Source organism: Streptomyces sp. SCSIO ZS0520, assembly GCF_025643355.1.
Classification (GTDB): Bacteria; Actinomycetota; Actinomycetes; order Streptomycetales; family Streptomycetaceae; genus Streptomyces; species Streptomyces physcomitrii.
This window is the reverse complement of record NZ_CP092644.1, coordinates 6,921,578-6,946,239: the sequence shown is the minus strand read 5'-3', so window position 1 is coordinate 6,946,239 and position 24,662 is coordinate 6,921,578. Positions and strand designations below refer to the sequence as shown.

The following is a 24,662-nucleotide window of genomic DNA, read 5'->3' as shown; positions in this document are numbered from 1 at the left end:
CCGCTTCGAACGGGTAGCGTTTCACAGAGGCACAAAGGGCAAGGCGCTGTACATGACAACACTTTCGCGCAACGCCTCGACCGCCAGCAGAGTCATCGCGCTCGCCGCGGACGTCCTCGCCTTCATCATCGGGCTGTGGATCGTGCTCTACCTGCTGGACGCCAACCCGGGCAACGACCTGGTGCAGGTCACCCATGACGCGGCCCGCTGGCTCGCCACCTGGTCCCACGACCTGTTCACCTTCGACAAGGAATGGGCCCGCGTGGTCTGCGGCTACGGTCTGGCCGCCGTCGTCTACCTCTTCGTCGGCCACGCGATCGCGGGCCGCCTGCGCAAGCACTGAGCCCCGGCCGGTCCGGCGCCGCCCTCGGGCGGCGCCCCGCGCCGACGGCACCGGCTCCGAGGGGCTAGCCCACCGAGGAGTACGCCACCACTCCGCGCAGCACCGCCTCGACCGCGCGCCGGGCGTTCTTGGCGACCGTCGACTGCTCGGCGGGCGCGGCGGCGGCGATCTGGCCGAGCACGTCGATGACCTGCTTGCACCAGCGCACGAAGTCGCCCGCGGGCATCTCCGCCTCGCGCAGCACCTCGTCGAGCCCCTTGCCGGAGGCCCACATGTACACCGCCCAGGCGAAGCCGAGGTCGGGCTCGCGCTGCCCGACGCCCTCGGTCTGGCTGATCCGGAACTCCTCCTCGACCGCGTCGAGCCGGCCCCAGATCCGCACCATCTCCCCGAGCGCGGCCTTCGCCTTCCCGGACGGCACCTTCGGCGCGACCGCGTCGTCCCCGATCCGCGACTCGTACACCAAGGCCGAGACGCAGGCGGCGAGTTCGGCGGGGCCGAGGCCCTCCCAGACCCCGTCCCGCAGGCATTCGCTGGCGAGCAGGTCGAGTTCGCCGTAGAGGCGGGCGAGGCGCCTGCCGTGCTCGGTGACCTCGTTCCCCCGGAGGTAGTCGAGCTCGGTCAGCAGGGCGACGATCCGGTCGAAGGTGCGGGCGATGGTGTTGGTGCGGCCCTCGATACGGCGCTCCAGCTGGCCGGTGTCGCGCAGCAGCCGGTGGTAGCGCTCGGCCCAGCGGGCGTGGTCCTCGCGCTCGCCGCAGCCGTGGCAGGGGTGCGCCCTCAGCTCCGCCCGCAGCCGGGCGATCTCCTGGTCGTCGGCGGCCGCCGCGCGCTGCTTGCGGTGCCGCTCCGGGGCGATGTGCCCGGCCTTGGTCCGCAGCGCCGAGGCGAGATCGCGCCGGGACTGCGGGCTGCGCGGGTTGAAGGACTTGGGGATGCGCATCCGCTCCAGCGGCTCCACCGGCACCGGGAAGTCCATCGAGGCCAGCCGCTTGACCTGGCGCTCGGCGGTCAGCACCAGCGGGCGCGGCCCGTCGTGCTGCTCGAAGCCCCGGTGGCCGTTGGAGCGGCCGGCGGCGAGGCCCGGGTCGAGCACCAGGGCGAGCCCGGCGAACTTGCCGGTGGGCACGTGGATCACATCGCCCGGCTTCAGCTTCTCCAGCGCCGAGGCGGCCGCGGCGCGGCGCTGCAGGGCGCCCTGCCTGGCCAGTTCGTTCTCCCGGTCCTTGAGCCGGCGGCGCAGCGCCGCGTACTCCTCGAAGTCGCCGAGGTGGCAGGTCATCGAGGCCTTGTAGCCCTCCAACCCCTCCTCGTTGCGCTGCACTTGGCGGGAGATGCCGACCACCGCGCGGTCCGCCTGGAACTGCGCGAAGGAGGTCTCCAGGAGCTCCCGCGAGCGGTGCCGCCCGAACTGCTGGACCAGATTGACGGCCATGTTGTACGAGGGCCGGAAGCTGGACCGCAGGGGATACGTACGGGTACCGGCGAGTCCGGCGAGGTGCTCGGGGCTCATCCCGCGGTGCCAGAGCACGACGGCATGGCCCTCGATGTCGATGCCGCGGCGGCCCGCGCGCCCGGTCAACTGGGTGTACTCGCCGGGGGTGATGTCGGCGTGCTGCTCGCCGTTCCACTTGACGAGCTTCTCCAGGACCACGGACCTGGCGGGCATGTTGATGCCGAGCGCGAGGGTCTCGGTGGCGAAGACCGCCTTGACGAGACCGCGGACGAACAGCTCCTCCACGACCTCCTTGAAGGTGGGCAGCATGCCCGCGTGGTGGGCGGCGATCCCGCGCTCCAGGCCCTCCAGCCACTCGTAGTAGCCGAGGACGTGCAGGTCCTCGCGGGGGATGGACTCGGTGCGCTTCTCCACGATCTCGCGGACGGTGGCGCGCCCCTCCTCGTCGTTGAGCCGCAGCCCCGCGTACAGGCACTGCTGCACCGCGGACTCGCAGCCGGCCCGGCTGAAGATGAAGGTGATGGCGGGCAACAGGCCCTCGGCGTCGAGGCGTTCGATGACCTCGGGGCGGCCCGGTGTCCAGATCCGGGTGCGCTGGCGGCGCTCGCGCTCCCGGTCGGCCTCGCGCATCGCCCGGCCGCGGCGGCGGTCCTTGCCGAAGGCGGGGCGGCTGGCGTCCATCCTCGCCATCCGCGTCAGATCCGGGTTGACCGCTCTCTTGCGGCCCTCGCCCTCCTCGAAGAGGTCGTACATCCGCCTCCCGGCCAGGACGTGCTGGAAGAGCGGGACCGGGCGGTGCTCGGAGACGATCACCTCGGTACGGCCGCGGACGGTGTCCAGCCAGTCACCGAACTCCTCGGCGTTGGAGACCGTCGCCGAGAGGGAGACCAGGGTGACCGACTCCGGCAGGTGGATGATCACTTCCTCCCAGACGGCGCCGCGGAAGCGGTCCGAGAGGTAGTGCACCTCGTCCATGACCACATAGCCGAGGCCGAGCAGGGCCTGGGAGCCCGCGTAGAGCATGTTCCGCAGCACCTCGGTGGTCATCACGACCACCGGCGCATCGGAGTTGACGCTGTTGTCGCCGGTGAGCAGGCCGACCTTGTCGGCGCCGTAGCGCGCGGCGAGGTCGCTGTACTTCTGGTTGGAGAGCGCCTTGATCGGCGTGGTGTAGAAGCACTTCTTGCCCTGGCCGAGTGCCAGGTGGACGGCGAACTCGCCGACGATCGTCTTGCCGGAGCCGGTGGGCGCGGCGACCAGCACCCCCATGCCCTCTTCGAGCGCCTGGCAGGCCTCGGTCTGGAAGGGGTCGAGCCCGAAGTCGTACATCTCGCGGAAGGAGGCGAGTGCGGTCGCCTGCTCTGCGGCACGCCTGCGCGCTGCCGCATATCGCTCGGCCGGTGAGAGATCCTCTGTCATCGTGCTTTCGAGACTACCGGCCACCTCTGACAGTGCACGATCTTTATGAGGATCGTCCTACCGGCCCCGCTCAGAGCCCGAGGAACCGCACCGCCCCCGGCACGCACTCGGCGGTGAGCGGCAGCGCCCCCACCGGGTCGCCGTCCGCGTACGCGGTGACCCCCGGCGCCGCCAGTTCGACCCGGGCGGCCCGGTGCACGGTGACCGAGGGGTGGTCGAGGTGGGTGCCCTTGTAGACCCGGGGGAAGACCCGCAGCAGATCGGTGCGGCTCGCCTCGCCGACGACGGTGACCTGGAAGAGCCCGTCCCGCATGTCGGCCCCGGCGCAGATCCGCATCCCGCCGCCGTAGGAGGGCCCGTTGCCCACCGCGACGAGGGTCGCCTCGATCTCCCGCACCTCTCCCCCGTCGAGCCGTATCCGGTACGGGATCGGCCGGAAGGCGGCCAGCTCGGCCAGGATGGCGAGGTCGTACTTGAACCGGCCGAGCGGCAGCCGGATCCGGTTGCCGCGGTCGTTCACCCGGGAGTCGAAGCCGGAGGCGAGCACGGTCCCGAACCAGGTGCCGGGGCCTGCGGCCGCACTGCCGGGGCCCGCGCCCGCGGTGCCGGGGGCCGCGCTGCCGGGGTCCGCGGCGTCGGGGCCTTCGGCGCCGGGGCCGGTGCCGCCCGTCCCCGGGGTCCCGGTGCCGCCCATCCCCGGGGTCCCGGTGGCGACCCGGCCGAGGTCCACCGGGGTCGCCCGCAGCGGCTCCGAGGCGGGCACCGCGAGGACCCGGGTGAGCTCCAGGGCGGCGGCCCGGGGATCCCGCAGCGGAAGTCCGAGCGAGCGGGCCAGGTCGTTGCCGGTGCCGACGGCGACCAGGCCGAGCGGCACCTCGGTACCGCCCACCACCTGGAGGGCGAGCCCCGCCATGCCGTCACCGCCCACGGCGATCAGCGCGTCGGTGCCCTCGGCGACGGCCGCCCGCGCCTTCCCCACGGCCTCGGCCGCGTCTCTGCCGACGACCGTGCGGACCCGGTGGCCCGCCGTCCGCAGCAGATCGGCCACCGGTCGGGCGGCCCGGGCGCCGCGGCCGCGGCCGGCGGTGGGATTGACGAAGAGGATGATCTCGCGGGTCACGGCTGGACGATATAAACCGCCGCCCGCCAGGGCAACAGCTCCGGCAGAGCCCGCGGACTCCGTTGCCGCGGGCCGCCGCTGACGCTCCGTCGACTCAGCGGTGGCGGACGGCCCGGGACCCGCTCAGGTCACGTCCCGGGGACAACCTGGAGTCCAGTCCCCGGGGCCGCTCAAGGCCCTGTCCCCCTGTCCCCCAGGACGGCTCAGGTCACGTCGTCGTAGCCGTTGACCCGGTGCGGGTCCGAACCGGCCTGCTCCGGCAGGGCGGGCGCGGAGGCCACCGCCTCCACCTCCTCGATCTCCTCCGGGGAGTCGAGTTCCGAGGCCTCGTCCTCGGAGGGGCCGAGCGCGGCGATACGGGCCTTGCGGCGGTCGTTGACCAGGGAGAACCCGGCGGCGACGAAGTACAGGAAGCAGATCGGCCCGGCCAGCGCCAGCATGGTCAGCGGGTCGGTGCTGGGCGTGACGAGCGCGGAGAACACGGTGATGCCCATGATCATGCCGCGCCACCAGCCGATCATCCGGCGGCCGGTGATCATGCCGGTGAGGTTGAGCATCACGAGCAGCAGCGGCAGCTCGAAGGAGAGCCCGAAGACGATCACCATGCGGGTGATCAGGTCGAGCAGTTCGTCCAGGGGCAGCTGGTTGTCGAGGTTCTCCGGCGAGAGGTCGAGGAGCACCGTCGCCATGGTGGGCAGCGTGAGGTAGGCGAAGAGGGCGCCGCCGAGGAAGAGCGGGAAGCCCGCGGCGACGAAGGCCAGGGCGTACTTCTTCTCGTGGCGGTGCAGCCCGGGGGCGATGAAGGCCCACAGCTGGTAGAGCCAGATCGGCGAGGCGAGCACCACACCGGCCGTCAGGGAGACCTTGAGCGCCAGGGTGAAGGGCGTCAGGAGTCCGTTGAGGACGATCCGGGCACAGGTGCCGCTGTCCTGCTTCGCGAGCTCGGAGAAGCTGGCCTCGCAGCCGACGGCGTCGAGGATCGGTTCGGTGAAGAACTCGATCATGTCCTTGTAGAAGAAGGCAGCGACCACCGTGACCACGACGATCGCCAGGACGGCCTTCGCGAGCCGGTTGCGGAGCTCACGAAGATGATCGCCGAGAGACATCCGTCCCTCGGGATCCTTCTCCTTCTTGCGGGCAGACTTGAGCAACCCACGTCCTCATCTCGTACCGCGAGCCGGTCGGTTCCGGCCCTGAGTCAGCGCTTGGTGGTGTCCGTCGGCTCACTGACGGGACGCGAGCTGTTGACGTCGCCGGGAGCGGCCTGGATGGTGCGCTGCTGCTCCGAGACGGGCGGGTCGGCCGGGGCCTGGTCCTGGTCCTTCCCACCGTCGTTCTTCATCGCCTTGGCCTCGCTCTTGAGGATCCGGGCGGACTTGCCCAGCGAGCGCGCCATGTCCGGGAGCTTCTTCGCGCCGAACAGCAGGATGATGACGACAAGAATGAGAATGATCTCGGGAGCGCCGAGCTTTCCAGAAAACATGTCTACCTTCTCACCGAGGCGGCGTGGGCGATGCTGCCCGTCGACCGGATGCGTCCCGGCCACCGTGCTGTCCGAGATCGTAACGCTCAGGGGTGAACGTGCGGCAATACCTGCGCGTACTCCCGGTCACGGCCCGCGCCCCATTCCTCGGGCCGTGCGCAAAAGCGTACCTGGCGGGTGGCCGGGCCCGACAGACACGATCTGTTCAAGCCGGTCGCCGGTGCCGGACCGGGGGCTCAGCGCAGATCCGTGGGCAGGCTCTCGCCGTGCGCGCGGGCCGCGGTCATCGCGGCCCGCTCCAGTTCCTCGGATGCCCGGCCGATCTCCTCGGTGGCCCGCGCCACCTGCTGCCCGAGCCGCTGCGCCTCCGTGAAGACCCGGACCGCCAGTACACCGAGGACCGCGATCCCGGCGAAGCCGAGTCCGATCGCGAGCATTGCCCAGAACATGCTGCGAGCCTAGAGGAGGGTGCCCGAAGTCCCGGCATCCGCCCGGCGGAAGCGGGCTCCGGGCCCGGGCACCCGTCAGGTCTTCGGCTGGAGCCGCAGGGTGCTGACCCCGCCGCCGCTGAGCAGTTCGACGATGCGCTCCCCGGCGGGCTTGCGGACGGCCGAGCCGCACTCGGGGCAGGTGAAGGAGTAGAAGGTGGTCCGGCTGGACCCGCCGACGGCCAGCCGCAGCGCACCCGCCGGAAGCTCGAAGCGCGCCCGGCAGTCGGGGCAGCCGGCCCGGAACTGCACGGGCTCGCCCGCTCCGGGGGCGGCGGTGACGGACTCCTCGGCGGGCCCGGTGCTCTCCCGGGCGGCGGAGGGTGCCGGCTCGCGGGCGACGGAGAGCGCCGGGGCGCCGCCGTCCGGCCCGCCGGTGGGGCCCGGTCCGCCCGGCTCCCGGCCGCTCACAGCCGCTCCCGGTCCGCGTCGAGCCCGTCGTAGGCGGCGAGGGCCCGGCGGGCGGCGTCCCGGGCGCTGTCGGCCAGTTCCCGGGGCGCGACGATCCGGCCGTCCTGGCCGAGGCGCAGGGCGAGGCGGCGCAGCGAGCCCGGGTCGGGGGCGCGCAGGCTGATCCGCAGCCCGCCGTCGGGCAGTTCCTCGGCGCTGTCGTGCGGGTAGTACTCGGCGACCCAGCGGCCGCCGGGGCCCACCTCGACCACCACCTCCGGGTCCTCGGCGGCGGGCTGCACCAGGCCCTCGGAGAGGTCGCGCAGCTCCACCTCGGGCGGCTCGGAGGGCTCGTCGAGGACCTTGATCTCGGCCACCCGGTCGAGGCGGAAGGTCCGCCGCGCCTCGGAGCGGCGGCACCAGGCCTCCACGTAGGTGTGCCCGATGCTGACCAGGCGGATCGGGTCGATCTCGCGGTCGGAGAGCTCGTCGCGGGCGGGCGAGTAGTAGCGGATCCACAGCCGCCGCCGCTCGGAGATGGCCCGGTCCACATCGGCGAAGACGCCGCCCTCGGACTCGAAGGTCACCGAGAGCCGGGCGCTGGCCCCGGCCGCCTCCCCGGCCGCGGCCTCCAGCTTCGCGGTGGCCCGCAGCAGGGCGCCGCGGTCGCTCTCGCGCAGCCCGGGCAGGGTGGCCACGGCGCGCGCGGCGACCAGGAGCGCGGTCGCCTCGTCGGCGGCCAGGCGCAGCGGCTCGGCCACGTCGTCGACGTTGTGCCACCAGATGTGCTCGCCGTCGGTGTCGATGTCGAGCAGATCGCCGCCGCGGAAGCTGGTCCCGCACATGGGCAGTACGTCGAGGTCGCTGATCAGCTCGTCCTCGCTGACGCCGAAGGCGCGGGCCACGTCGGCCACCCGGGCCCCCGGGCGCTCCTTGAGGTAGGTCACCAGGGAGAGCATCCGGCGGGTCTGGTCGATGGCGTTCGCGTGGTGGGCGATACGCGCGGGTCCGGCAGTCACTTCGCTCCCCCTCAGCCCTTGGCCACGGCGCGCAGCCGGTCCACCACATCGGCCCGCAGCTCCGCGGGACCGAGCACCACCACGTCCGGCCCGAACTCCACCAGCCAGGCGTCCAGACCGCGGCCGTACGGGATCTCCAACTCGTCCCAGCCGTCGCCGAGTTCGCGCACCGACAGGGCCCTGGCCCGCAGCGGGTAGCCGGAGCCGGTGCGCAGCCGGATCCTGGCGGTGCCCTCGCCGCCCTCCCCGGCCCAGCTCGCGACGGTCTCGCGCACCGTGACCACATCGGGCACCTGCGCGGTGAACCGGCCCGCCCTGCTGCGCACCTTGCCGGTGATCCGGGAGAGCCGGAAGACCCGCTCGGCGCCGCGGTCCCGGTCGAATCCGGCCAGATACCAGTGGCCGCGCCAGCACTCCAGGGCCCAGGGCTCGACCTGGCGGGGCTCGGGGCGCACCGCGTTGGACTTGCGGTAGTCGAAGGCGACCGGCCTGCGGTCGCGGCAGGCCAGCATCAGCGGTTCGAAGGCGCTCTCGTGCACGGGGATCCGGGGTTCGAGGGCGCCGTGGGTGGACTCGGGTCCGGTCTCCTCGGGGAGGCCCGCGGCGCGCAGCTTCTGCAGGGCGCCGCTCGCGGCACCGGCGAGGCGCGCCTGCTGCCAGACCTTGGCGGCGAGGCCGAGGGCCGCCGCCTCCTCGGGGTCGAAGGCGACGGGCGGCAGGCGGTTGCTGTCCCGGCGGGCCAGATAGCCGACGTCGCCGTCGAGGTTCTCCACCGTCTCGATGACCAGGCCGAGTTCGCGCAGATCGTCCTTGTCCCGCTCGAACATCCGGTTGAAGGACTCCTCGGAACTGGCGGAACCCCGCTGGAAGGCCTCGACGTAGGCCTCGATGGAGTCACGCAGCTCGCGCTTGCTCAGCGCCCGGCGTGTGCCGAGGAGGCACAGCGCGAGGTTCATGAGCCGCTCGGCCTTGGCAATGGCCATCTACGCCCTTCCTCACGGTCCTTCGGCTCCGACCGTATCGCTCCGGTGTTGATCGGCAAAAGCCGAGGGCCCCTGCCCTCGGGCACGGGTCCTCGGCTCTGCGGCTGCCCGGGTCCGCCGGTCAGGCGGGCCCCGGGGCCGGGATCTCTCAGACGGCGACCAGGTCGCAGACGAAGATCAGGGTCTCGCCCGGCTTGATGCGGCCGCCACCGGCGCCGCGGTCACCGTAGGCGAGGTGGGCCGGGATGGTCAGCTGGCGGCGGCCGCCGACCTTCATGCCCTGCACTCCCTGGTCCCAGCCGCTGATGACCTGGCCCGCGCCCAGCTGGAACTGGAGCGGGGTACCGCGGTTCCAGCTGGCGTCGAACTCCTCGCCGCTGGAGAAGGCCACGCCCACGTAGTGGACGGAGACGGTGTCCCCCGCCTTGGCCTCGGGGCCGTCGCCGACCGTGATGTCCTTGATCTCGAGGTCGGCCGGGGGCTCGCCGCCCGGGAAGTCGACCTCGGGCTTGTCGATGCTCACGTCACTTGCTCCTGTTGGTGCGGATGACAACCGGGACAGTCTCGCATCCCGGGACTCACATCTTGGCCAGGATGTCCACGCAGAAGACCATCGTGGAGTCCTTCTTGATGGGGCTGCCCTGCGGCGGCTTGTCCCCGTAACCCAGCTTCGGCGGGACGACGACCAGGACCCGGCTGCCGACCTTCTTGCCGGTGAGCCCCTGCGCCCAGCCCTTGACGACCTGGTTGAGGCCGAACTGGGTGAGCTGCTTGCGGCCGTACGAGGAGTCGAACTCCTTGCCGTTGTCCCAGAGGACGCCCTTGTACTGGACGAGGACGGTGTCGGTGGCCTTCAGCTCCTCGCCGTCGCCCTCGATGACGTACTGGTCGATCAGCTTGGTCGGCGCCTTGGCCTTCGGCACCTCGATGGTGGGGGCCTTGCCGTCGGTGTTGGTGGAGACCTTGGGCACGTCGATGTTGTCCTGCGCGACCTTCTTGCCCTTGGCGGAGCTCTTGGCGTTGAAGGTGTCCACGACGTCCACGACGAAGACGAGGGTGCTGTCGCCCTTGATACCGGCCTTCGGGTTGCCCTGCTTGCCGTATCCCAGCTCCGGCGGGATGGCCAGCTCGACCCGGCTGCCGACCTTCTTGCCGACCAGGCTCTGGTCCCAGCCGGGGATGACCTGGCCGACGCCGATCTGGAAGATGGCGGGCGCGCCGCGGTCGAAGGAGTTGTCGAAGACCTTCGCGCTGTCCCAGATCTGGCCCAGGTAGTCGGCCTGGAGGTAGTCGCCCTTGGCCACCTCGGTGCCCTTGCCGGGGATGAGGGTCTTGACCGCGAGGTCGGAGCTGGGCTTGCCGGGGCCCTTGGCCACGGTCGGCTTGTCGCGGAACTTCTTGCCGCCGGTGACCGCGGGCAGCGGGCCGTCCACGATCTTCGCCTTCGGCGGCGAGGAGGGCGAGGGGGACGAACTGCTGCTGGGCTTCTTGCTCTTGTCGGACTTGTCGTCGCCGCACCCGGCGACTGTCAGCAGTCCGGCCGGGACGGCGAGGAGTAGGGAGCGTCGGCGCACGGTGGGGGCCTCGTATCGATCGATCTTGTGGTGGGCGTGCGCGCCACCTTACTGACGAAAGCAGCGTCTTGGGCCCGGGAGAGCCCGGATGTCCCGGCCCGCTCCCGTACGGGGGCCCGCCGTGCTGCACGGCAGAGGCGACGCGAGGCGTCGTACGCACACAACGTACGACGCCTCGCGTGACGTTCCCGGCCCGCCCTCACCGGATGGGGTGAACTCACATGCCCGCGATGAGCTTTTCCACCCTGTCGTCGACCGAACGGAAGGGGTCCTTGCACAGCACGGTGCGCTGCGCCTGGTCGTTGAGCTTCAGGTGGACCCAGTCGACCGTGAAGTCCCGGCGCTGCTCCTGCGCCCGGCGGATGAAGTCGCCGCGCAGCCGGGCCCGAGTGGTCTGCGGGGGCACCGACTTGCCCTCGAAGATCTTCAAGTCGCTGCAGATACGAGTGGCCTGGCCCTTCTTCTCCAGGAGGTAGTAGAGGCCGCGGCGGCGGTGGATGTCGTGGTAGGCGAGGTCTATCTGCGCGACCCGCGGGTGCGACATGGTCATGTTGTGCTTCTCGCGGTACCGCTCGATGAGCTTGTACTTCATGACCCAGTCGATCTCGGTGCCGATGCGGTCGAGGTCCTCCTGCTCGATCGCGTCGAGGGTGCGCTCCCAGAGTTCGAGGACCTGCGCCACGGTGCCGGTGCGGATGCCGCGCCGGTCGACGAAGTCGGCGGCCTTCTCGAAGTACTCGCGCTGTATCTCCAGGGCGGAGGCCTCGCGGCCGCTCGCCAGGCGCACCTTGCGGCGCCCGGTGGTGTCGTGGCTGACCTCGCGGATGGCCCGGATCGGGTTCTCCAGGGTGAGGTCGCGCATGACGGTGCCCGCCTCGATCATGCGCAGCACGAGGTCGGTGGCGCCGACCTTCAGGAGCATGGTCGTCTCGGACATGTTGGAGTCGCCCACGATGACGTGGAGCCTGCGGTAGCGCTCGGCGTCCGCGTGCGGCTCGTCGCGGGTGTTGATGATCGGACGGGAGCGGGTCGTCGCGGAGCTGACGCCCTCCCAGATGTGCTCGGCCCGCTGGCTCACGCAGTACACCGCACCGCGCGGCGTCTGCAGCACCTTGCCCGCGCCGCAGATGAGCTGACGCGTCACCAGGAACGGAATGAGGATGTCCGCGAGCCGCGAGAACTCACCGTGCCGCGCGACGAGATAGTTCTCGTGGCAGCCGTAGGAGTTTCCCGCCGAGTCTGTGTTGTTCTTGAAGAGATAGACGTCGCCCGCGATTCCCTCCTCGTGCAGGCGGCGTTCGGCATCGACCAGCAGGCCTTCCAGAATGCGCTCGCCGGCCTTGTCGTGGGTGACGAGTTCCGTCACGTTGTCGCATTCGGGAGTTGCGTATTCCGGGTGCGATCCCACGTCGAGGTAGAGGCGGGCGCCGTTGCGCAGAAAGACATTGCTGCTGCGGCCCCATGACACGACACGGCGGAAGAGGTACCGCGCCACCTCGTCAGGAGACAGGCGGCGCTGTCCCCTAAACGTGCATGTGACGCCGTACTCGTTCTCCAGCCCGAAAATGCGGCGGTCCATGACTGAACATTACGCCTGATGGCGTGTACTGAAACCGGGTTCGGCGGCACCGTTTCGATCATTTTCCGAACCGCGGGCCACCAGGGCACTCTTCGAGGGCGCCGCGAGCACCCGCGCGGTGGCCGCCACGACCAGCAGGGCCAGGGCGCCGACGATCGCCGGGACCGCGAATCCCGGGCGGATCCCGCCCCATTCGACCACCGGCCCGGCGGCGGCGGTGCCCACCGCGGTGCCCACCGTGAAGGTGGTCACCAGCCAGGAGAAGGCCTCGGTGACGGTGCCGCGCGGGGCGTGCCGGTCGACCAGGACGAAGGCGCAGGCGATGCACGGCGCGAGGAAGACGCCCGCGAGCACCGAGAGCAGGGTCATCGCCACCGGGCCCGGGGTCAGCACCAGGGGGAGGTAGCAGACTGTGAGAAGGGCGACCAGGACGGCCAGTCGCCGGTGCGGCTCCCCGCTCCACTGCCGCGCGCCGTAGACCGATCCGCCGATCAGGGCGCCGAAGCCGATGCCCGCCATGATCCAGCCGTAGACGGAGTCGCCGCCGTTCTCGTCGGCGTAGGCGACCCCGGCGACCGCGATGGAGCCGAGCGCCATGCCCACGAAGAGCAGGGCGCCGAGCAGCGCGAGCAGCCCCGGTGAGCGCAGCGCGCCCAGCCAGTGGGCCTCGCGGGGCGCGCTGCGCCAGCGCCGGGAGGGCTCGGAGACGACCACCGAGAGCGCCCCGAGCACCCCGATGAGGCTGAGCAGCAGCAGGGCGCCCTGGGCCGACCAGAGCGAGACGAAGAGGGTGATGAGCAAGGGGCCCACGGTGAACATGACTTCCTGCGCCACGGCGTCCATCGCGTAGGCGGTGTGCACCTGTTCCTCGCGGTCCAGGACGTCGGACCACAGGGCGCGCAGTCCGCCTTCGAGGGGCGGGGTGAGCAGTCCGGCCAGGGCCACCGTCGGATAGGCGGCGCCGAGGGCCGAGGGCCCGGTGAAGGCGAAGGCGGACATGGCGAGCGCCGAGGCGAGCGCGGCGGGCAGTTGCACCCGGGGCTGCCCGTACAGGTCGACGAGGCGGCCGAGGAGGGGCTGCCCGACCGCGTTGGCCACCCCGTACACCGCGGCCAGCGCCCCGGCGAGGCTGTAGCTGCCGCCCTCCGCGCGGAGGAAGAGCACGATCGCGATCGCGGCCGTGGCATTGGGCAGCCGTCCGACCAGGGTGCCCGTGAGCAGCCTGGCCGCATGCCGTGCCCTGAGGATCTCCAGATACCCCGCCGCCATCCCCGGCCCTCTCCCCCACCCTCACGGCGGATGATCAGTAATACGTATAACGTCGCCACCCATACGTACCATGAGGCCCACCCGGAGTCCACTCGGCCGACCGCCCCGCGCACCGCCGGGCGGGCGTGCCGGGCCCGTCCGGGAGCACCGGCCCGACACCCGACGCACGACGGAGGCACCCGTGAGGCACGCCGCACCGGAGGGGGGAGCCGGCCGTCCCGCCGCCGCCCGACCCACCAGCCGGGACGTCGCCCGCGCCGCCGGGGTCTCGCAGGCCGCCGTCTCGCTGGTGCTCGGCGAGAAGTGGCGCGGGCGGGTGTCCGAGGCCACCGCCGACCGGGTCCGGGAGAGCGCCCGGACGCTCGGCTACCGGCCCAACCTCGCCGCCCGCAACCTCCGCCTCGGCCGCACCCGCACCGCGCTGCTCGTCGTCCCCGCGCTCACCAACGAGTTCTTCGCCCGGGTCTACACCGGCGCCGCGGAGGTCGCCGCCGACCACGGCTTCGGCGTCGTCCTGTACCCCTCCCCCGGCGGCGTCGGCCCGGCCCGGGACCCCTTCGACTCCGCCCGCGCCCTCCTGGACGGCGTGATCGCCTCCTCGATGGCCGCCGAGGCGCTGGCCGCCATCCGCGGCGACGAGCTGCCGCTGGTGATGCTCGACAGCGACCCCGCCGACAGCCGGGGCGCCGCCCTGGTCAACCTCGGCATCGCGGAGGGCATGCGCCAGGTCGCGGACCATCTGCTCGCGCTCGGGCACCGCCGCTTCCTGCATCTGGCCGCGGACATCGACAGCTGGACCTTCCGGGTACGCGCCCGGATGCTCGCCGAGCGGCTCGCCGAGGCGGGCGCCGAGCTGCGCACCGCGCCCACCCCGCTCTCCGTCGCGGGCGCCCGGGAGGCCACCGGGTCCGCGCTGGGCGCCCCGGGCTCCCCGCCCACGGCGCTGGTCTGCGACGACGACCTGCTCGCGGCCGGGGCGCTGAAGGCCGCCCGGCGGCTCGGGCTGCGGGTCCCCGAGGACCTGTCGGTGACGGGCTTCGACGACGTCATGCTCGCGGGCGCGGTGGACCCCGAGCTGACCACCGTGCATCTGCCCGCCGAGGAGTTCGGCCGCCAGGGCATGCGCACCCTGCTCACCGTCCTCGACGGCGAACGCCCCGCGCCGCTCACCCTCCCGGCCCGCCTGGTGGTACGGGGCTCCACCGCACCGCCCGGAGCGCGCGGGGACTGACCGGACGGCGCGCTCCGGGTCGTACGAGCCGGCTGACGGGCGCGGGGACGCCGCATGCCCCGGCCTGCGCGGCCGGGGCATGCGGATGCGTACTGCTGCGGGGCGGCGGGCTACTTCCCGGAGTCCCCGTCCTTGCCCTCGCCCTTGCCGCCGTCCTCGTCCTCCTCCTCGGAGGCGGCCGAGGAGTCGCCGCCGAGCAGCCGGACCAGCTGGCCGCCGACGATCCGCTTGAACTTCCGCTGCTGGGGCCGGGTCCGGTCCAGCACCGCGACCTCCAGGCGCTCGGCGGGGATCTCCCGCTCGCCGCCGTTGGTATCCCGGGAGAGCGCCTGCACGGCGAGCCGCAGCGCCTCGGCGAGCGTCATGCCGTCCCGGTGCTGCTGGTCCAGATAGGTGCTGATCTGCTCGGAGTTCCCGCCGACCGCGACCGAGCCGTGCTCGTCCACGATCGAGCCGTCGTGCGGCAGCCGGTAGATCTGGTCGCCCTCGGGGCTCTCCCCCACCTCGGCGACCACCAGCTCCACCTCGTACGGCTTCTCGGCCGCGCTGGAGAAGATGGTGCCCAGCGTCTGGGCGTAGACGTTGGCGAGGCCGCGGGCGGTCACGTCGTCGCGGTCGTAGGTGTACCCGCGCAGGTCGGCGTAGCGGACACCGCCGATGCGGAGGTTCTCGTACTCGTTGTACTTGCCGGCGGCCGCGAAGCCGATCCGGTCGTAGATCTCGCTGAACTTGTGCAGCGCACGGGACGGGTTCTCACCGACGAAGACAATGCCGTCGGCGTACTGCAGCACGACCAGGCTGCGACCGCGTGCGATGCCCTTGCGGGCGTACTCCGCCCGGTCGGCCATGGCCTGCTGGGGTGAGACATAGAACGGCGTCGACACCGGCTGTCCGTCCCTTTCTGTCAGTGGAGCTGGGGAGTCGGGGGATCAGTGACCGCGGCGCGTCACAGCAGTTCCGCGCGCGGGCCGTCCGGCTGCTCCTGGCGCCGCTCCACGATCGAGCGGGCGACCGCGGAGGACTCCTCCTCGGTGAGCTTTCGGAAACCGTCCTCGGTGATCACGGTGACGATCGGGAAGATCCGCCGGGGCAGATCGGGGCCGCCGGTCGCCGAGTCGTCGTCGGCAGCGTCGTAGAGCGCCTGGACGACCAGGGTGACGGCCTGGTCCTCGGTGAGGTCCTCGCGGAAGAGCTTCTTCATGGCGCCGCGGGCGAAGACCGATCCGGAGCCGGTGGCCGCGAAGCCCCGCTCCTCGGAACGGCCACCGGTCACGTCGTAGGAGAAGATCCGGCCCTTGCCGCGGTCGACGTCGAAGCCCGCGAAGAGCGGCACCACGGCGAGGCCCTGCATGGCCATGCCGAGGTTGGAGCGGATCATGGTGGAGAGCCGGTTGGCCTTGCCCTCCAGGGAGAGCTGGGCGCCCTCGACCTTCTCGAAGTGCTCCAGCTCCAGCTGGAAGAGCTTCACCATCTCCACGGCCAGGCCCGCGGTGCCGGCGATGCCGACCGCGGAGTACTCGTCCGCCGGGAAGACCTTCTCGATGTCGCGCTGGGCGATCACATTGCCCATGGTGGCCCTGCGGTCACCGGCGAGGACGACCCCGCCGGGGAAGCTCGCGGCCACGATGGTGGTGCCGTGCGGGGCCTCGAGGGCGCCCTGTACGGGCGGCAGCTGCCGGTTGCCCGGCAGGACCTCCGGCTGGTGCTCGGTCAGGAAGTCCATGAAGGAGGAGGACCCAGGCGTCAGGAAGGCAGCCGGCAGACGCCCGGTGCTTCGGGGATTGGCTTCCACACGATTCCTTCCAAGTAGGCGACAGCCCGGCTCACATGCTGGGACGCGGTTCCCAACTCGCCGATGGCCGAATTGCAGTTGAGTACGCCCCGACCCTACCCGCGTTGAGGCGGTGATCCACATGTTCGGCCGAAGGACTCTTCTCGCGCTGCGGGACTCTTCCCGCGGCGGGCGGGCCGTCCCGCGGACCGCGGGCACGCTGCTCAGGGGGCGGGCCCGCCGCGGCACCGGTCGCGGCGGCCGCCTCGGCCCCGCGCCGGTGCCGCGAGGGCACCGTCCTGCCGGGTGGGTGTCACGGCGTACCGGACACCGGTCCGCTCCGGTCGGCGGTCCGCGCCGTCCGGAGCCGGGCGGGCCCTACTGGCCGCCCTTCTGCACGAACGACCGCACGAAGTCCTCGGCGTTCTCCTCCAGGACGTCGTCGATCTCGTCCAGGACCGAGTCCACATCGTCGCTCAGCTTCTCCTGGCGCTCCTTGAGGTCCTCGGAGCCCTGTGCGTCCTGAGTCTGCTCCTCGACGTCCTCGGTGGGACGCGTGGCCTTCTGCTGTCCGCCGCCGGTGTCCTTGGTCGCCATAAACCTCACCCCGCTCGGTTCGACGTACTGCGCGCTGCGCAGTCGTACAAGATCAGACCCTACAAGCAGGGACTGACATCGGCCCCGCTGTTCCTACAACGTCCGGGGGCCATCCCGATGATTCCCGGGAGCCGCACCTTTCAGACCGGATCCGGGCCACCGGATCACCTGCCGGACAGCACCCGGACCAGCTCCTCCGCCGTGCGGCAGCGGTCCAGGAGCTCCTTGACGTGGTCCCGGGTGCCGCGCAGCGGTTCCAGGGTGGGCACGCGCTGCAAGGAGTCGTGACCCGGCAGGTCGAAGATGACCGAGTCCCAGGAGGCCGCGGCCACGTCGTCCGCGTACTGCTCCAGGCAGCGGCCGCGGAAGTAGGCCCTGGTGTCCTCCGGCGGCTGGCTCTCGGCGCGCTCGACCCGGCCCTCGTCCAGCAGCCGCTTGATCTTGCCGCGCTCCACCAGGCGGTTGTAGAGGCCCTTGTCGGGGCGCACGTCGGCGTACTGGAGGTCGATCAGATGCAGCCGGGCCGCGTCCCAGTCGAGGCCGTCGCGGCGCCGGTAGCCCTCCATCAGCTCGCGCTTGGCGACCCAGTCGAGCTCCCCGGACAGGCTCATCGGGTCGCTCTCCAGGCGGCCGAGCACGTCCTCCCAGCGGGCCAGGACGTCCTTGGTCTGCTCGTCCGCGTCCGCGCCCCAGCGCTCCTCCACGTACTTCCTGGCCAGCTCGTAGTACTCCATCTGGAGCTGGACCGCGGTGAGTGTCCGGCCGCTGCGGAGCGTGACCAGATGGCTCAGGGAGGGGTCGTGGGAGACCTGGTGCAGGGTGCGTACGGGCTGGTCCACGGCGAGGTCCACGGCGATGAAGCCGTCCTCGATCATGGACAGGACCAGCGCGGTGGTGCCGAGCTTGAGGTAGGTCGAGATCTCGGAGAGGTTGGCGTCCCCGATGATCACGTGCAGCCTGCGGTACTTCTCCGCGTCGGCGTGCGGCTCGTCGCGGGTGTTGATGATGGGCCGCTTCAGCGTGGTCTCCAGGCCGACCTCGACCTCGAAGTAGTCGGCGCGCTGGCTGAGCTGGAAGCCGTGCTCGTGGCCGTCCTGGCCGAGGCCCACGCGTCCGGCGCCGGTGACGACCTGGCGGGAGACGAAGAAGGGCGTCAGATGGCGCACGATGTCCGAGAAGGCGGTCTCCCGCTTCATCAGGTAGTTCTCGTGGGTGCCGTAGGAGGCGCCCTTGTTGTCGGTGTTGTTCTTGTACAGATGGATGGGCTGGGCGCCCGGGAGCGCCCCGGCCCGCTCCGCGGCCTCGGCCATGATGCGCTCGCCCGCCTTGTCCCAGAGGACGGCGTCGAGCGGGTTGGTGACCTCGGGCGCGCTGTACTCGGGGTGGGCGTGGTCGACGTAGAGCCGGGCACCGTTGGTCAGGATCACATTGGCGAGGCCGATGTCCTCGTCGGTGAGCTGACTGGAGTCCGCCGCCTCCCTGGCGAGGTCGAAGCCTCGCGCGTCGCGCAGCGGGTTCTCCTCCTCGAAGTCCCAGCGGGCCCGCCTGGCCCGGTGCATCGCCGCCGCGTAGGCGTTGACGATCTGGGACGAGGTGAGCATGGCATTGGCGTTGGGGTGACCGGGGACGGAGATCCCGTACTCCGTCTCGATGCCCATTACTCGCCGTACGGTCATGCGGCCCTCCTTGCCCGGCGGCGCTCCCGTGCGGGAACGACGCTCATGTACCGCTCCTGCTGTGCGGTGCCCGACCCCGCACCGCGCGGCTCAGCGGTACCGTCGAGCCTAGAACGCCATTGCCCCGGTGGGGAGATCATTTGCGTCATTGCTTCTCCTCGGCCAGCCGGAATTCGCCGTACCCGGATCCGGGGAGAAAAACAGGCGGCTGCGGATGCCCCACCGCGGGGCATCCGCAGCCGACCCGTCTTTTACAGGTACTGACCGGTGTTCGCCACCGTGTCGATGGAACGTCCCGTGTCCGCGCCCTGCTTTCCGGTGACGAGCGTACGGATGTAGACGATCCGCTCGCCCTTCTTTCCGGAGATCCGGGCCCAGTCGTCGGGGTTGGTGGTGTTCGGCAGGTCCTCGTTCTCCTTGAACTCGTCCACGCAGGCCTGCAGGAGATGGGCGACCCGCAGACCCTTCTGGTTCTGTTCCAGGAAGGCCTTGATCGCCATCTTCTTGGCCCGGCCGACGATGTTCTCGATCATGGCGCCGGAATTGAAGTCCTTGAAGTACAGGACTTCCTTGTCGCCATTGGCGTACGTGACTTCGAGGAAGCGGTTCTCCTCGGACTCGGCGTACATCGCCTCGACCGTGGACTGGATCATCGCGTCCACCGTGGCGGCCTTGTCGGTGCCGTGCTCCGCGAGGTCGTCCGCGTGCAGCGGGAGCCGCTCGGTGAGGTACTTGCCGAAGATGTCCTTGGCCGCCTCGGCGTCGGGCCGCTCGATCTTGATCTTCACGTCGAGGCGCCCGGGGCGCAGGATCGCCGGGTCGATCATGTCCTCGCGGTTGGAGGCGCCGATGACGATGACGTTCTCCAGGCCCTCGACACCGTCGATCTCCGCGAGCAGCTGCGGGACGATGGTGTTCTCGACGTCGGAGCTGACGCCGGAGCCGCGGGTGCGGAAGAGGGATTCCATCTCGTCGAAGAAGACGATGACGGGGGTGCCCTCGCTGGCCTTCTCACGGGCCCGCTGGAAGACCAGGCGGATGTGCCGCTCGGTCTCGCCGACGTACTTGTTGAGCAGCTCCGGGCCCTTGATATTGAGGAAGTAGCTCTTCCCGGCGGGCTGCCCGGTGACCTCGGCGACCTTCTTGGCAAGGGAGTTGGCGACCGCCTTGGCGATCAGCGTCTTTCCGCAGCCGGGAGGGCCGTAGAGCAGGACGCCCTTGGGCGGGCGCAGCTCGTGCTCCTTGAAGAGGTCCGGGTACAGGTACGGGAGCTCCACGGCGTCGCGGATGCTCTCGATCTGGCCGCCGAGGCCGCCGATCTTGTCGTAGCTGATGTCGGGGACCTCTTCGAGGACGAGCTCCTCGACCTCGCTCTTGGGCACGACCTCGTAGACATAGCCCGAGCGGGGTTCGAGGAGGAGCGCGTCACCGGGGCGGATGGTGACGTCCTCGGCGAGCAGCGGCTCGGCGAGCCGGACCACCCGCTCCTCGTCGGTGTGCCCGAGGACGAGGGCGCGCTCGCCGTCCTCCAGGATCTCCTTGAGCGTGACGATGTCGCCGACCCGCTCGAACTCCATGGCCTCGACCACGTTGAGCGCTTCGTTGAGCATCAGCTCCTGGCCGCGCCGCAGCTCGTCCAGGGGCACGCTCGGGCTGACGTTCACCCGGAGCTTGCGGCCCCCGGTGAAGATGTCGGCGGTACCGTCCTCGTTCGCCAAGAGGAAGACACCGAAACCGGCGGGCGGCTGTGCGAGCCGGTCGACCTCTTCCTTGAGGGCCACGATCTGGTCGCGGGCCTCACGGAGCGTATTGGCGAGCCGTTCGTTCTGGGTGGAAACACCGGCCAGATTGTTCTGCAGCTCGACGATCCGCTCTTCGAGAATCCTCGTGTGCCGCGGAGAGTCGGCGAGCTTGCGTCGCAGGACGGCGATTTCCTGCTCGAGATAGGCAATCTGACCGGAAGGGTCCTCGGACCCTCGTCCCGGGCGGATGCCGCGGTTGATGTCGTCGTCGTGGGCTGCCACGGTCCTCACCTCCTCCAAGGGGAGCTGGACGCTTCCAGACCCTACCTGGGTGGGTGCCGATTGAAACCCCTAGATCACAAAGACCGACGGGGTGTGTCCGATCTTCACCCTTGCGCTCTCCCTCACGCCAGGGGAATACCCACCTGAGGGCCGCGGAAAGCGGGCGGTTGTATCGTCGAAGCGTTCAACACCCGTCGGAGCCGGCCCGACTTGCCCCTTTTTCCGGGCCGCCCGGCACCGCGAACGGCAGGGAGACAGACCGTGCAGGACCAAGGCGGTGCGCCCGCACCAGGCGGCGCCGACCTCGAAGTGTGGATCGACCAGGACCTGTGCACGGGCGACGGGATCTGCGCGGAGTACGCGCCCGAGGTCTTCGAGCTGGACATCGACGGTCTCGCCTACGTCAAGGGCGCGGACGAGGAGCTGCTGCAGGCCCCGGGGGCCGCAACACCCGTACCGCTGACCCTCCTCAGGGATGTCAGCGACTCCGCCAAGGAGTGTCCGGGCGACTGCATCCACGTACGCCGGGTTTCGGACAAGGTGGAGGTCTACGGGCCCGACGCGGAGTGATTCCGCGACCGCTCCGGGTGAGGAAAAGGCCGGGCCCGGGATGCCGTCGACGGCGTCCCGGGCCCCTTTTCTCGTGCTCGTCTTCTCGCCAGATTCTCGCCACGGACGGTGACCGGCCGTGGCGTGCCTCACACGGTGCGGGCCTGGTCCCCGGTGCTGCGCGCGAAGGCGCCGTCCTGCCAGTGCCAGCTCGCCTTCTGCTTCTGGTCGGGGCAGCAACTGGGCACCTCGGGCGAGGAGTAGCCGAGGAGGGTGGCCGCGACGCGTCCGTCACGGACGGTCAAGTCGGTGGCGTTCTTGCGGTCCTTGGGGTCGAGCAGGGTCGCCACCACGCGCGGCTTCCCGCCCTCCCCGGAGGGCTGCGTCAGCACGTAGACCCCGTCCGGCGGGCTGCCCGAACCGGCGTCGCAGCGCACCGCGGCCACCGTCTCCGGTCTGCCGTCGCCGTCCAGGTCCCCACTGGCCCGCTGCTGCACCTTCGCCGCCACCGGACCGCAGTCCAGCGGGAAGCGCACTCCGTCCGGATCCGGTGCGGCGACCGGCGCGCTGCGCGCGGTGCCGCCCTTGTCCGGCTGGGCGGCCGTGGCGTGATCGGGCTGGAGGAAGGAGGACCCGGCGAGCACGGCGGCCACGGCCGCGGCGGTGGCCACCCAGTGGATGGGCCGGGTGGTGGCGTGCGCGAGTTCCGGGACGGCGGATTGCTGCACTAGGAGCGTCTCCTGTGGGCTGTACCGGCTGGGGGATGGCCAGCATCGTGCCATACGTCACACTCGGCCGGAACGCCGGGGGCGCATTCTTCGGCGCGCACCGCGCGCGAAGGGGCGCGCACGCCAATGCGCGGGCCCCGTGCCCGAGTTCACCGGAGCGGCGGGAACTCGGGCACGGGGCCCGGGAGTTGCAGGGGCAGGGCGGTCAGCGCGGGGTGCCGCCGTCGGCGTTGGGACCGGCGTAGTCCTCGCCGTAGGCGCCCTTGGCCGGCCGCCTGCGGCGCATCGGCGGCTCCACGCCGTCGGCGAGCCGCCGGGCGGTGAGCAGGAAGCCGGTGTGGCCGATCATCCGGTGATCGGGGCGCACGGCGAGTCCTTCGATGTGCCAGTTGCGGATCATGGACTCCCAGGCGGTCGGCTCGTTGAAGCAGCCGATCTCGCGCAGGGATTCGACGGTACGGGCGAGCTGGGTGGTGGTGGCGACGTAGCAGCAGACGATCCCGCCGGGGACGAGCGCCTTGGAGACGACGTCCAGGCACTCCCAGGGGGCGAGCATGTCCAGGATGACCCGGTCGACCTCGCTGTCGGAGAGGTTGTCCTGGAGGTCGCCGACGGTGAGCTGCCAGGCCGGGTGCGGACCGCCGAAGTAGCGCTCGACGTTCTGCTGGGCGATCTCCGCGAAGTCCGCGCGCCGCTCGTAGCTGTGCAGCATCCCGTGGTCGCCGATGGCGCGCAGCAGGAAGCTGCTCAGCGAGCCGGAGCCGACCCCCGCCTCCACGACGCGGGCGCCGGGGAAGATGTCCGCGAAGGCCAGGATCTGCCCCGCGTCCTTGGGGTAGACCACGGCGGCACCGCGGGGCATGGACAGGACGTAGTCGGGGAGCAGGGGGCGCAGCGCCAGATAGGCGACGTTCCCCGTGGTGCGGACGACGCTGCCCTCGGGAGCACCGATCAACTCGTCGTGCGGGAAGGAACCCTTGTGGGTGTGGAAATTCTTCCCGGCTTCGAGCGTGAAGGTGTAGTGGCGTCCCTTGGGATCGGTCAGCTGTACCTGGTCCCCGACCTTGAAGGGCCCGCGACGGCGGGCGGCACCGGTCGGTTCGGACATGGGGACCAGCCTACCTTTCGGCCGGCGGGCCCCCGACCAGGTGTACGGGCGGTGACCCGCGCGGACCCCGGGCGGGCGCCCTGGGCGGGACCCGGCGGCGGGGCTCGCTGGGCGCCGGTGCTCAGTTCGGGCGGGCCATCGCCTTGACGAAGGCGCGCTCCACATCGGCGGCGGAGAGCACCCCGTAGATCTCACCGGACTCCTCGACCACCAGGTACTCCGAGGCCGGAGTGGCGCGCAGCACGTCGAGCAGCTCCTCGCCGGACAGCTCGGCGGAGACCAGCATGCCCGGGCTCAGCTCCTGGGAGAGGCTGCCCGCGGCGACCCAGGGGCGCCGGTGCTGCGGCACCCCGACGATGGCGGCCTCCCTCACCAGGGCGCGGGGTTCGCCGTCCGGGTCGACCACCACCAGGGCGCGTGCCCCGGCCTCGTTGGCGCGGCGCAGCGACTCCGAGAGCGGGGTGTCGTACGCGACCGGGACGGCGCGCCGGGTCAGGGTGCGGGCGCGGAGTTCGGGCAGGTGCTCGCGCAGCCGGGCCATGCGCAGGCTGTTCCCGGCGCCGGTCCAGATGATCCCGGCGAGGATCGCGGCGAGCAGGGCGTCGGTGAGGGTGTCCCAGCCGCCGAACTCCTGGGCGTCGTCGCCGAGCGCGCCGGACTGGGTGAGCAGCGGCAGCCCGACCAGTACGGACAGGGCGAGGCCGCGGCCGACCCAGGCCGCGGCGACGGTACCGCTCATCGGCTTGCCGGTGATCTTCCAGACCACGGCGCGCAGCATCCGGCCGCCGTCCAGCGGCAGTCCGGGCAGCAGGTTGAAGGCGGCGACGAGGAGGTTGGAGATCATCAGCCCGGCGAGCAGGACCCCGGGGACCGTGCCCGGCTCGACGGCGAGCATGCCGAGGTAGAAGACCCCGGCGAGCACCAGGGAGAGCAGCGGTCCGACGAAGGCGAGGATGAACTCCCGGCCGGGGGTCTCCGACTCCTTCTCGATCTCCGAGACGCCGCCGAAGAACTGGAGCTGGATCCGGCGCACCGGCAGCTCGAAGCGGAGCGCGGCGACGGTGTGGGCCAGCTCGTGGACGAGCACCGAGGCGTAGAAGGCGACGGCGAAGAAGAGCGAGACCAGGTAGCGGGCGCCGCCGAGTTCGGGCAGCACGCGTTCGAGCTGCTCGCCGAAGACCCAGGTGATGAGCACGGCGACCAGGAACCAGCTGGGGGCCACATAGACCGGGACGCCGAAGGGACGGCCCATCAGGATGCCGCCGCCGGGCTCGGGTCGGCGGGACGGCGGCTTGGCCCCCCGCGGATTGCCCCGGGCGCGGCCGCGGTCGTGGTCGTCCTGCGGGGCGGACCCGAAGGGCGCGGGGGCCGAGGAGGACGGCGGCGCGGGCTCGGGGGGCGGGGCCGATGCGGGCGGCGGGGGTGCGCCGCCGTCGCCGCTTCGGGGGGTGTCACGGTCGCCTTGGCGGGTGCCGCCGTCGCCCTTCTCCGCCGGGTCCTCGGCAGGCGGGGGTGCCGGGGCCTCCGCGGGCCGTGGTGCGCGGTCCTCCGCGGGCGGGGTCGCCGGGCCCTCGGCAGGCGGCGGTTCCGGGCCCTTGGCGGGCGGGGTGACCGGACCCTCCGCACGCGGCGGTTCCGGGCCCTCGGCGGGTGGTGGTCTGTCCTGTCCGTCCGCTTCGGGAGACGCGGAGCCGGTGTCGGCGCCGTCCGAACCCGTCGGCCGGTCGCGGTGGTCGTCCGCGCCGTGGCCGCCGGGGTGCGGCTGCCCGCTCTCGTCCACGCTGTCCCCTCGTCGAAGCAACTCTTCGTACTCTTCGTCCGGAAGCCACCCTCGCTCCCGATCATGCAGGGCGAG

At 71.5% G+C, this 24,662-nt stretch carries 23 protein-coding genes; 3 read left to right on the top strand and 20 right to left on the bottom strand.

Features of this window, described 5'->3' with window-relative positions; translation table 11 throughout:
• Window positions 1-52: 52 nt before the first annotated feature.
• Window positions 53-343 (top strand): hypothetical protein, encoded by a 291-nt coding sequence (locus MID12_RS28220; protein WP_040254963.1) that lies wholly within the window; start codon window positions 53-55, stop codon window positions 341-343.
• Between the two features lie 64 nt (window positions 344-407).
• Here MID12_RS28220 and MID12_RS28215 read toward each other — a convergent pair whose 3' ends face one another.
• The 12 genes from MID12_RS28215 to MID12_RS28160 all read right to left on the bottom strand — a co-directional run bounded on the left by MID12_RS28215 (window position 408) and on the right by MID12_RS28160 (window position 13,123).
• Entirely contained in the window at window positions 408-3,218 is a 2,811-nt protein-coding gene (locus MID12_RS28215; protein ID WP_052482668.1) for a DEAD/DEAH box helicase, read from the bottom strand.
• Between the two features lie 70 nt (window positions 3,219-3,288).
• Window positions 3,289-4,338 (bottom strand): diacylglycerol kinase family protein, encoded by a 1,050-nt coding sequence (locus MID12_RS28210; RefSeq protein WP_263171709.1) that lies wholly within the window; start codon window positions 4,336-4,338, stop codon window positions 3,289-3,291.
• Between the two features lie 203 nt (window positions 4,339-4,541).
• Window positions 4,542-5,489, bottom strand: a complete 948-nt coding sequence (gene tatC / locus MID12_RS28205; protein ID WP_040254960.1) for a twin-arginine translocase subunit TatC — start codon at window positions 5,487-5,489, stop codon at window positions 4,542-4,544.
• Window positions 5,490-5,536: 47 nt separating this feature from the next.
• On the bottom strand, window positions 5,537-5,821 hold the full coding sequence (tatA, locus tag MID12_RS28200; protein ID WP_040254959.1) for a Sec-independent protein translocase subunit TatA: 285 nt from the start codon (window positions 5,819-5,821) through the stop codon (window positions 5,537-5,539).
• Window positions 5,822-6,057: 236 nt separating this feature from the next.
• On the bottom strand, window positions 6,058-6,270 hold the full coding sequence (locus MID12_RS28195; protein ID WP_040254958.1) for a hypothetical protein: 213 nt from the start codon (window positions 6,268-6,270) through the stop codon (window positions 6,058-6,060).
• A gap of 75 nt (window positions 6,271-6,345) precedes the next feature.
• Entirely contained in the window at window positions 6,346-6,720 is a 375-nt protein-coding gene (locus MID12_RS32340) for a hypothetical protein (RefSeq protein WP_317633410.1), read from the bottom strand.
• On the bottom strand, window positions 6,717-7,658 hold the full coding sequence (locus MID12_RS28185; RefSeq protein WP_052483260.1) for a helix-turn-helix transcriptional regulator: 942 nt from the start codon (window positions 7,656-7,658) through the stop codon (window positions 6,717-6,719). The genes MID12_RS32340 and MID12_RS28185 overlap by 4 nt, the downstream gene beginning before the upstream one ends.
• Window positions 7,659-7,729: 71 nt before the next feature.
• Window positions 7,730-8,701, bottom strand: a complete 972-nt coding sequence (locus MID12_RS28180; protein ID WP_040254956.1) for a helix-turn-helix transcriptional regulator — start codon at window positions 8,699-8,701, stop codon at window positions 7,730-7,732.
• Between the two features lie 148 nt (window positions 8,702-8,849).
• Entirely contained in the window at window positions 8,850-9,224 is a 375-nt protein-coding gene (locus MID12_RS28175) for an FKBP-type peptidyl-prolyl cis-trans isomerase (RefSeq protein ID WP_040254955.1), read from the bottom strand.
• A 55-nt stretch (window positions 9,225-9,279) separates the two neighbouring features.
• Window positions 9,280-10,275, bottom strand: coding sequence for an FKBP-type peptidyl-prolyl cis-trans isomerase (locus MID12_RS28170; RefSeq protein ID WP_040254954.1), 996 nt, complete (start codon window positions 10,273-10,275; stop codon window positions 9,280-9,282).
• Between the two features lie 217 nt (window positions 10,276-10,492).
• Window positions 10,493-11,854, bottom strand: a complete 1,362-nt coding sequence (gene pafA / locus MID12_RS28165; protein ID WP_040254953.1) for a Pup--protein ligase — start codon at window positions 11,852-11,854, stop codon at window positions 10,493-10,495.
• A gap of 9 nt (window positions 11,855-11,863) precedes the next feature.
• Window positions 11,864-13,123, bottom strand: a complete 1,260-nt coding sequence (locus tag MID12_RS28160) for an MFS transporter (protein ID WP_040254952.1) — start codon at window positions 13,121-13,123, stop codon at window positions 11,864-11,866.
• Window positions 13,124-13,304: 181 nt separating this feature from the next.
• Here MID12_RS28160 and MID12_RS28155 point away from each other — a divergent pair, with 181 nt between their 5' ends.
• Window positions 13,305-14,354: a LacI family DNA-binding transcriptional regulator gene (locus MID12_RS28155; RefSeq protein ID WP_263171693.1), complete on the top strand. Its 1,050-nt coding sequence runs from the start codon at window positions 13,305-13,307 to the stop codon at window positions 14,352-14,354.
• 110 nt (window positions 14,355-14,464) lie between these two features.
• Here MID12_RS28155 and prcA read toward each other — a convergent pair whose 3' ends face one another.
• The 5 genes from prcA to arc form a co-directional block, all read right to left on the bottom strand.
• On the bottom strand, window positions 14,465-15,238 hold the full coding sequence (prcA, locus tag MID12_RS28150) for a proteasome subunit alpha (protein ID WP_040254951.1): 774 nt from the start codon (window positions 15,236-15,238) through the stop codon (window positions 14,465-14,467).
• Between the two features lie 62 nt (window positions 15,239-15,300).
• Window positions 15,301-16,146, bottom strand: a complete 846-nt coding sequence (gene prcB / locus MID12_RS28145; protein ID WP_040254950.1) for a proteasome subunit beta — start codon at window positions 16,144-16,146, stop codon at window positions 15,301-15,303.
• A 357-nt stretch (window positions 16,147-16,503) separates the two neighbouring features.
• Window positions 16,504-16,722, bottom strand: a complete 219-nt coding sequence (locus MID12_RS28140) for a ubiquitin-like protein Pup (RefSeq protein ID WP_040254949.1) — start codon at window positions 16,720-16,722, stop codon at window positions 16,504-16,506.
• A 164-nt stretch (window positions 16,723-16,886) separates the two neighbouring features.
• Window positions 16,887-18,398, bottom strand: coding sequence for a depupylase/deamidase Dop (dop, locus tag MID12_RS28135; RefSeq protein ID WP_078845281.1), 1,512 nt, complete (start codon window positions 18,396-18,398; stop codon window positions 16,887-16,889).
• A gap of 251 nt (window positions 18,399-18,649) precedes the next feature.
• Window positions 18,650-20,422, bottom strand: a complete 1,773-nt coding sequence (arc, locus tag MID12_RS28130; protein WP_040254947.1) for a proteasome ATPase — start codon at window positions 20,420-20,422, stop codon at window positions 18,650-18,652.
• Between the two features lie 261 nt (window positions 20,423-20,683).
• On the opposite strand from arc, the gene MID12_RS28125 reads away from it, so the two are divergent.
• On the top strand, window positions 20,684-20,992 hold the full coding sequence (locus MID12_RS28125; protein WP_040254946.1) for a ferredoxin: 309 nt from the start codon (window positions 20,684-20,686) through the stop codon (window positions 20,990-20,992).
• Between the two features lie 128 nt (window positions 20,993-21,120).
• On the opposite strand, the gene MID12_RS28120 is transcribed toward MID12_RS28125, so the two are convergent.
• The 3 genes from MID12_RS28120 to MID12_RS28110 all read right to left on the bottom strand — a co-directional run bounded on the left by MID12_RS28120 (window position 21,121) and on the right by MID12_RS28110 (window position 24,587).
• Entirely contained in the window at window positions 21,121-21,699 is a 579-nt protein-coding gene (locus tag MID12_RS28120) for a hypothetical protein (RefSeq protein WP_040254945.1), read from the bottom strand.
• A 205-nt stretch (window positions 21,700-21,904) separates the two neighbouring features.
• The gene (locus MID12_RS28115) at window positions 21,905-22,807 is read right to left on the bottom strand and encodes a tRNA (adenine-N1)-methyltransferase (RefSeq protein ID WP_040254944.1); all 903 of its coding nucleotides are present in this window, start codon (window positions 22,805-22,807) and stop codon (window positions 21,905-21,907) included.
• Between the two features lie 121 nt (window positions 22,808-22,928).
• Complete coding sequence (locus tag MID12_RS28110; RefSeq protein WP_263171685.1) at window positions 22,929-24,587, bottom strand: site-2 protease family protein; 1,659 nt, start codon at window positions 24,585-24,587, stop codon at window positions 22,929-22,931.
• Between the last annotated feature and the right edge of the window lie 75 nt (window positions 24,588-24,662).

Excerpts from the sequence above, each read along its gene's own strand:
- MID12_RS28220 (WP_040254963.1), top strand. The coding sequence starts at position 53 with ATGACAACACTTTCGCGCAACGCCTCGACCGCCAGCAGAGTCATCGCG.
- MID12_RS28215 (WP_052482668.1), bottom strand. The coding sequence starts at position 3,218 with ATGACAGAGGATCTCTCACCGGCCGAGCGATATGCGGCAGCGCGCAGG.
- tatA (WP_040254959.1), bottom strand. The coding sequence starts at position 5,821 with ATGTTTTCTGGAAAGCTCGGCGCTCCCGAGATCATTCTCATTCTTGTC.
- MID12_RS28195 (WP_040254958.1), bottom strand. The coding sequence starts at position 6,270 with ATGTTCTGGGCAATGCTCGCGATCGGACTCGGCTTCGCCGGGATCGCG.
- MID12_RS28185 (WP_052483260.1), bottom strand. The coding sequence starts at position 7,658 with ATGCTCTCCCTGGTGACCTACCTCAAGGAGCGCCCGGGGGCCCGGGTG.
- MID12_RS28180 (WP_040254956.1), bottom strand. The coding sequence starts at position 8,701 with ATGGCCATTGCCAAGGCCGAGCGGCTCATGAACCTCGCGCTGTGCCTC.
- pafA (WP_040254953.1), bottom strand. The coding sequence starts at position 11,854 with ATGGACCGCCGCATTTTCGGGCTGGAGAACGAGTACGGCGTCACATGC.
- MID12_RS28160 (WP_040254952.1), bottom strand. The coding sequence starts at position 13,123 with ATGGCGGCGGGGTATCTGGAGATCCTCAGGGCACGGCATGCGGCCAGG.
- MID12_RS28140 (WP_040254949.1), bottom strand. The coding sequence starts at position 16,722 with ATGGCGACCAAGGACACCGGCGGCGGACAGCAGAAGGCCACGCGTCCC.
- dop (WP_078845281.1), bottom strand. The coding sequence starts at position 18,398 with ATGACCGTACGGCGAGTAATGGGCATCGAGACGGAGTACGGGATCTCC.
- MID12_RS28115 (WP_040254944.1), bottom strand. The coding sequence starts at position 22,807 with ATGTCCGAACCGACCGGTGCCGCCCGCCGTCGCGGGCCCTTCAAGGTC.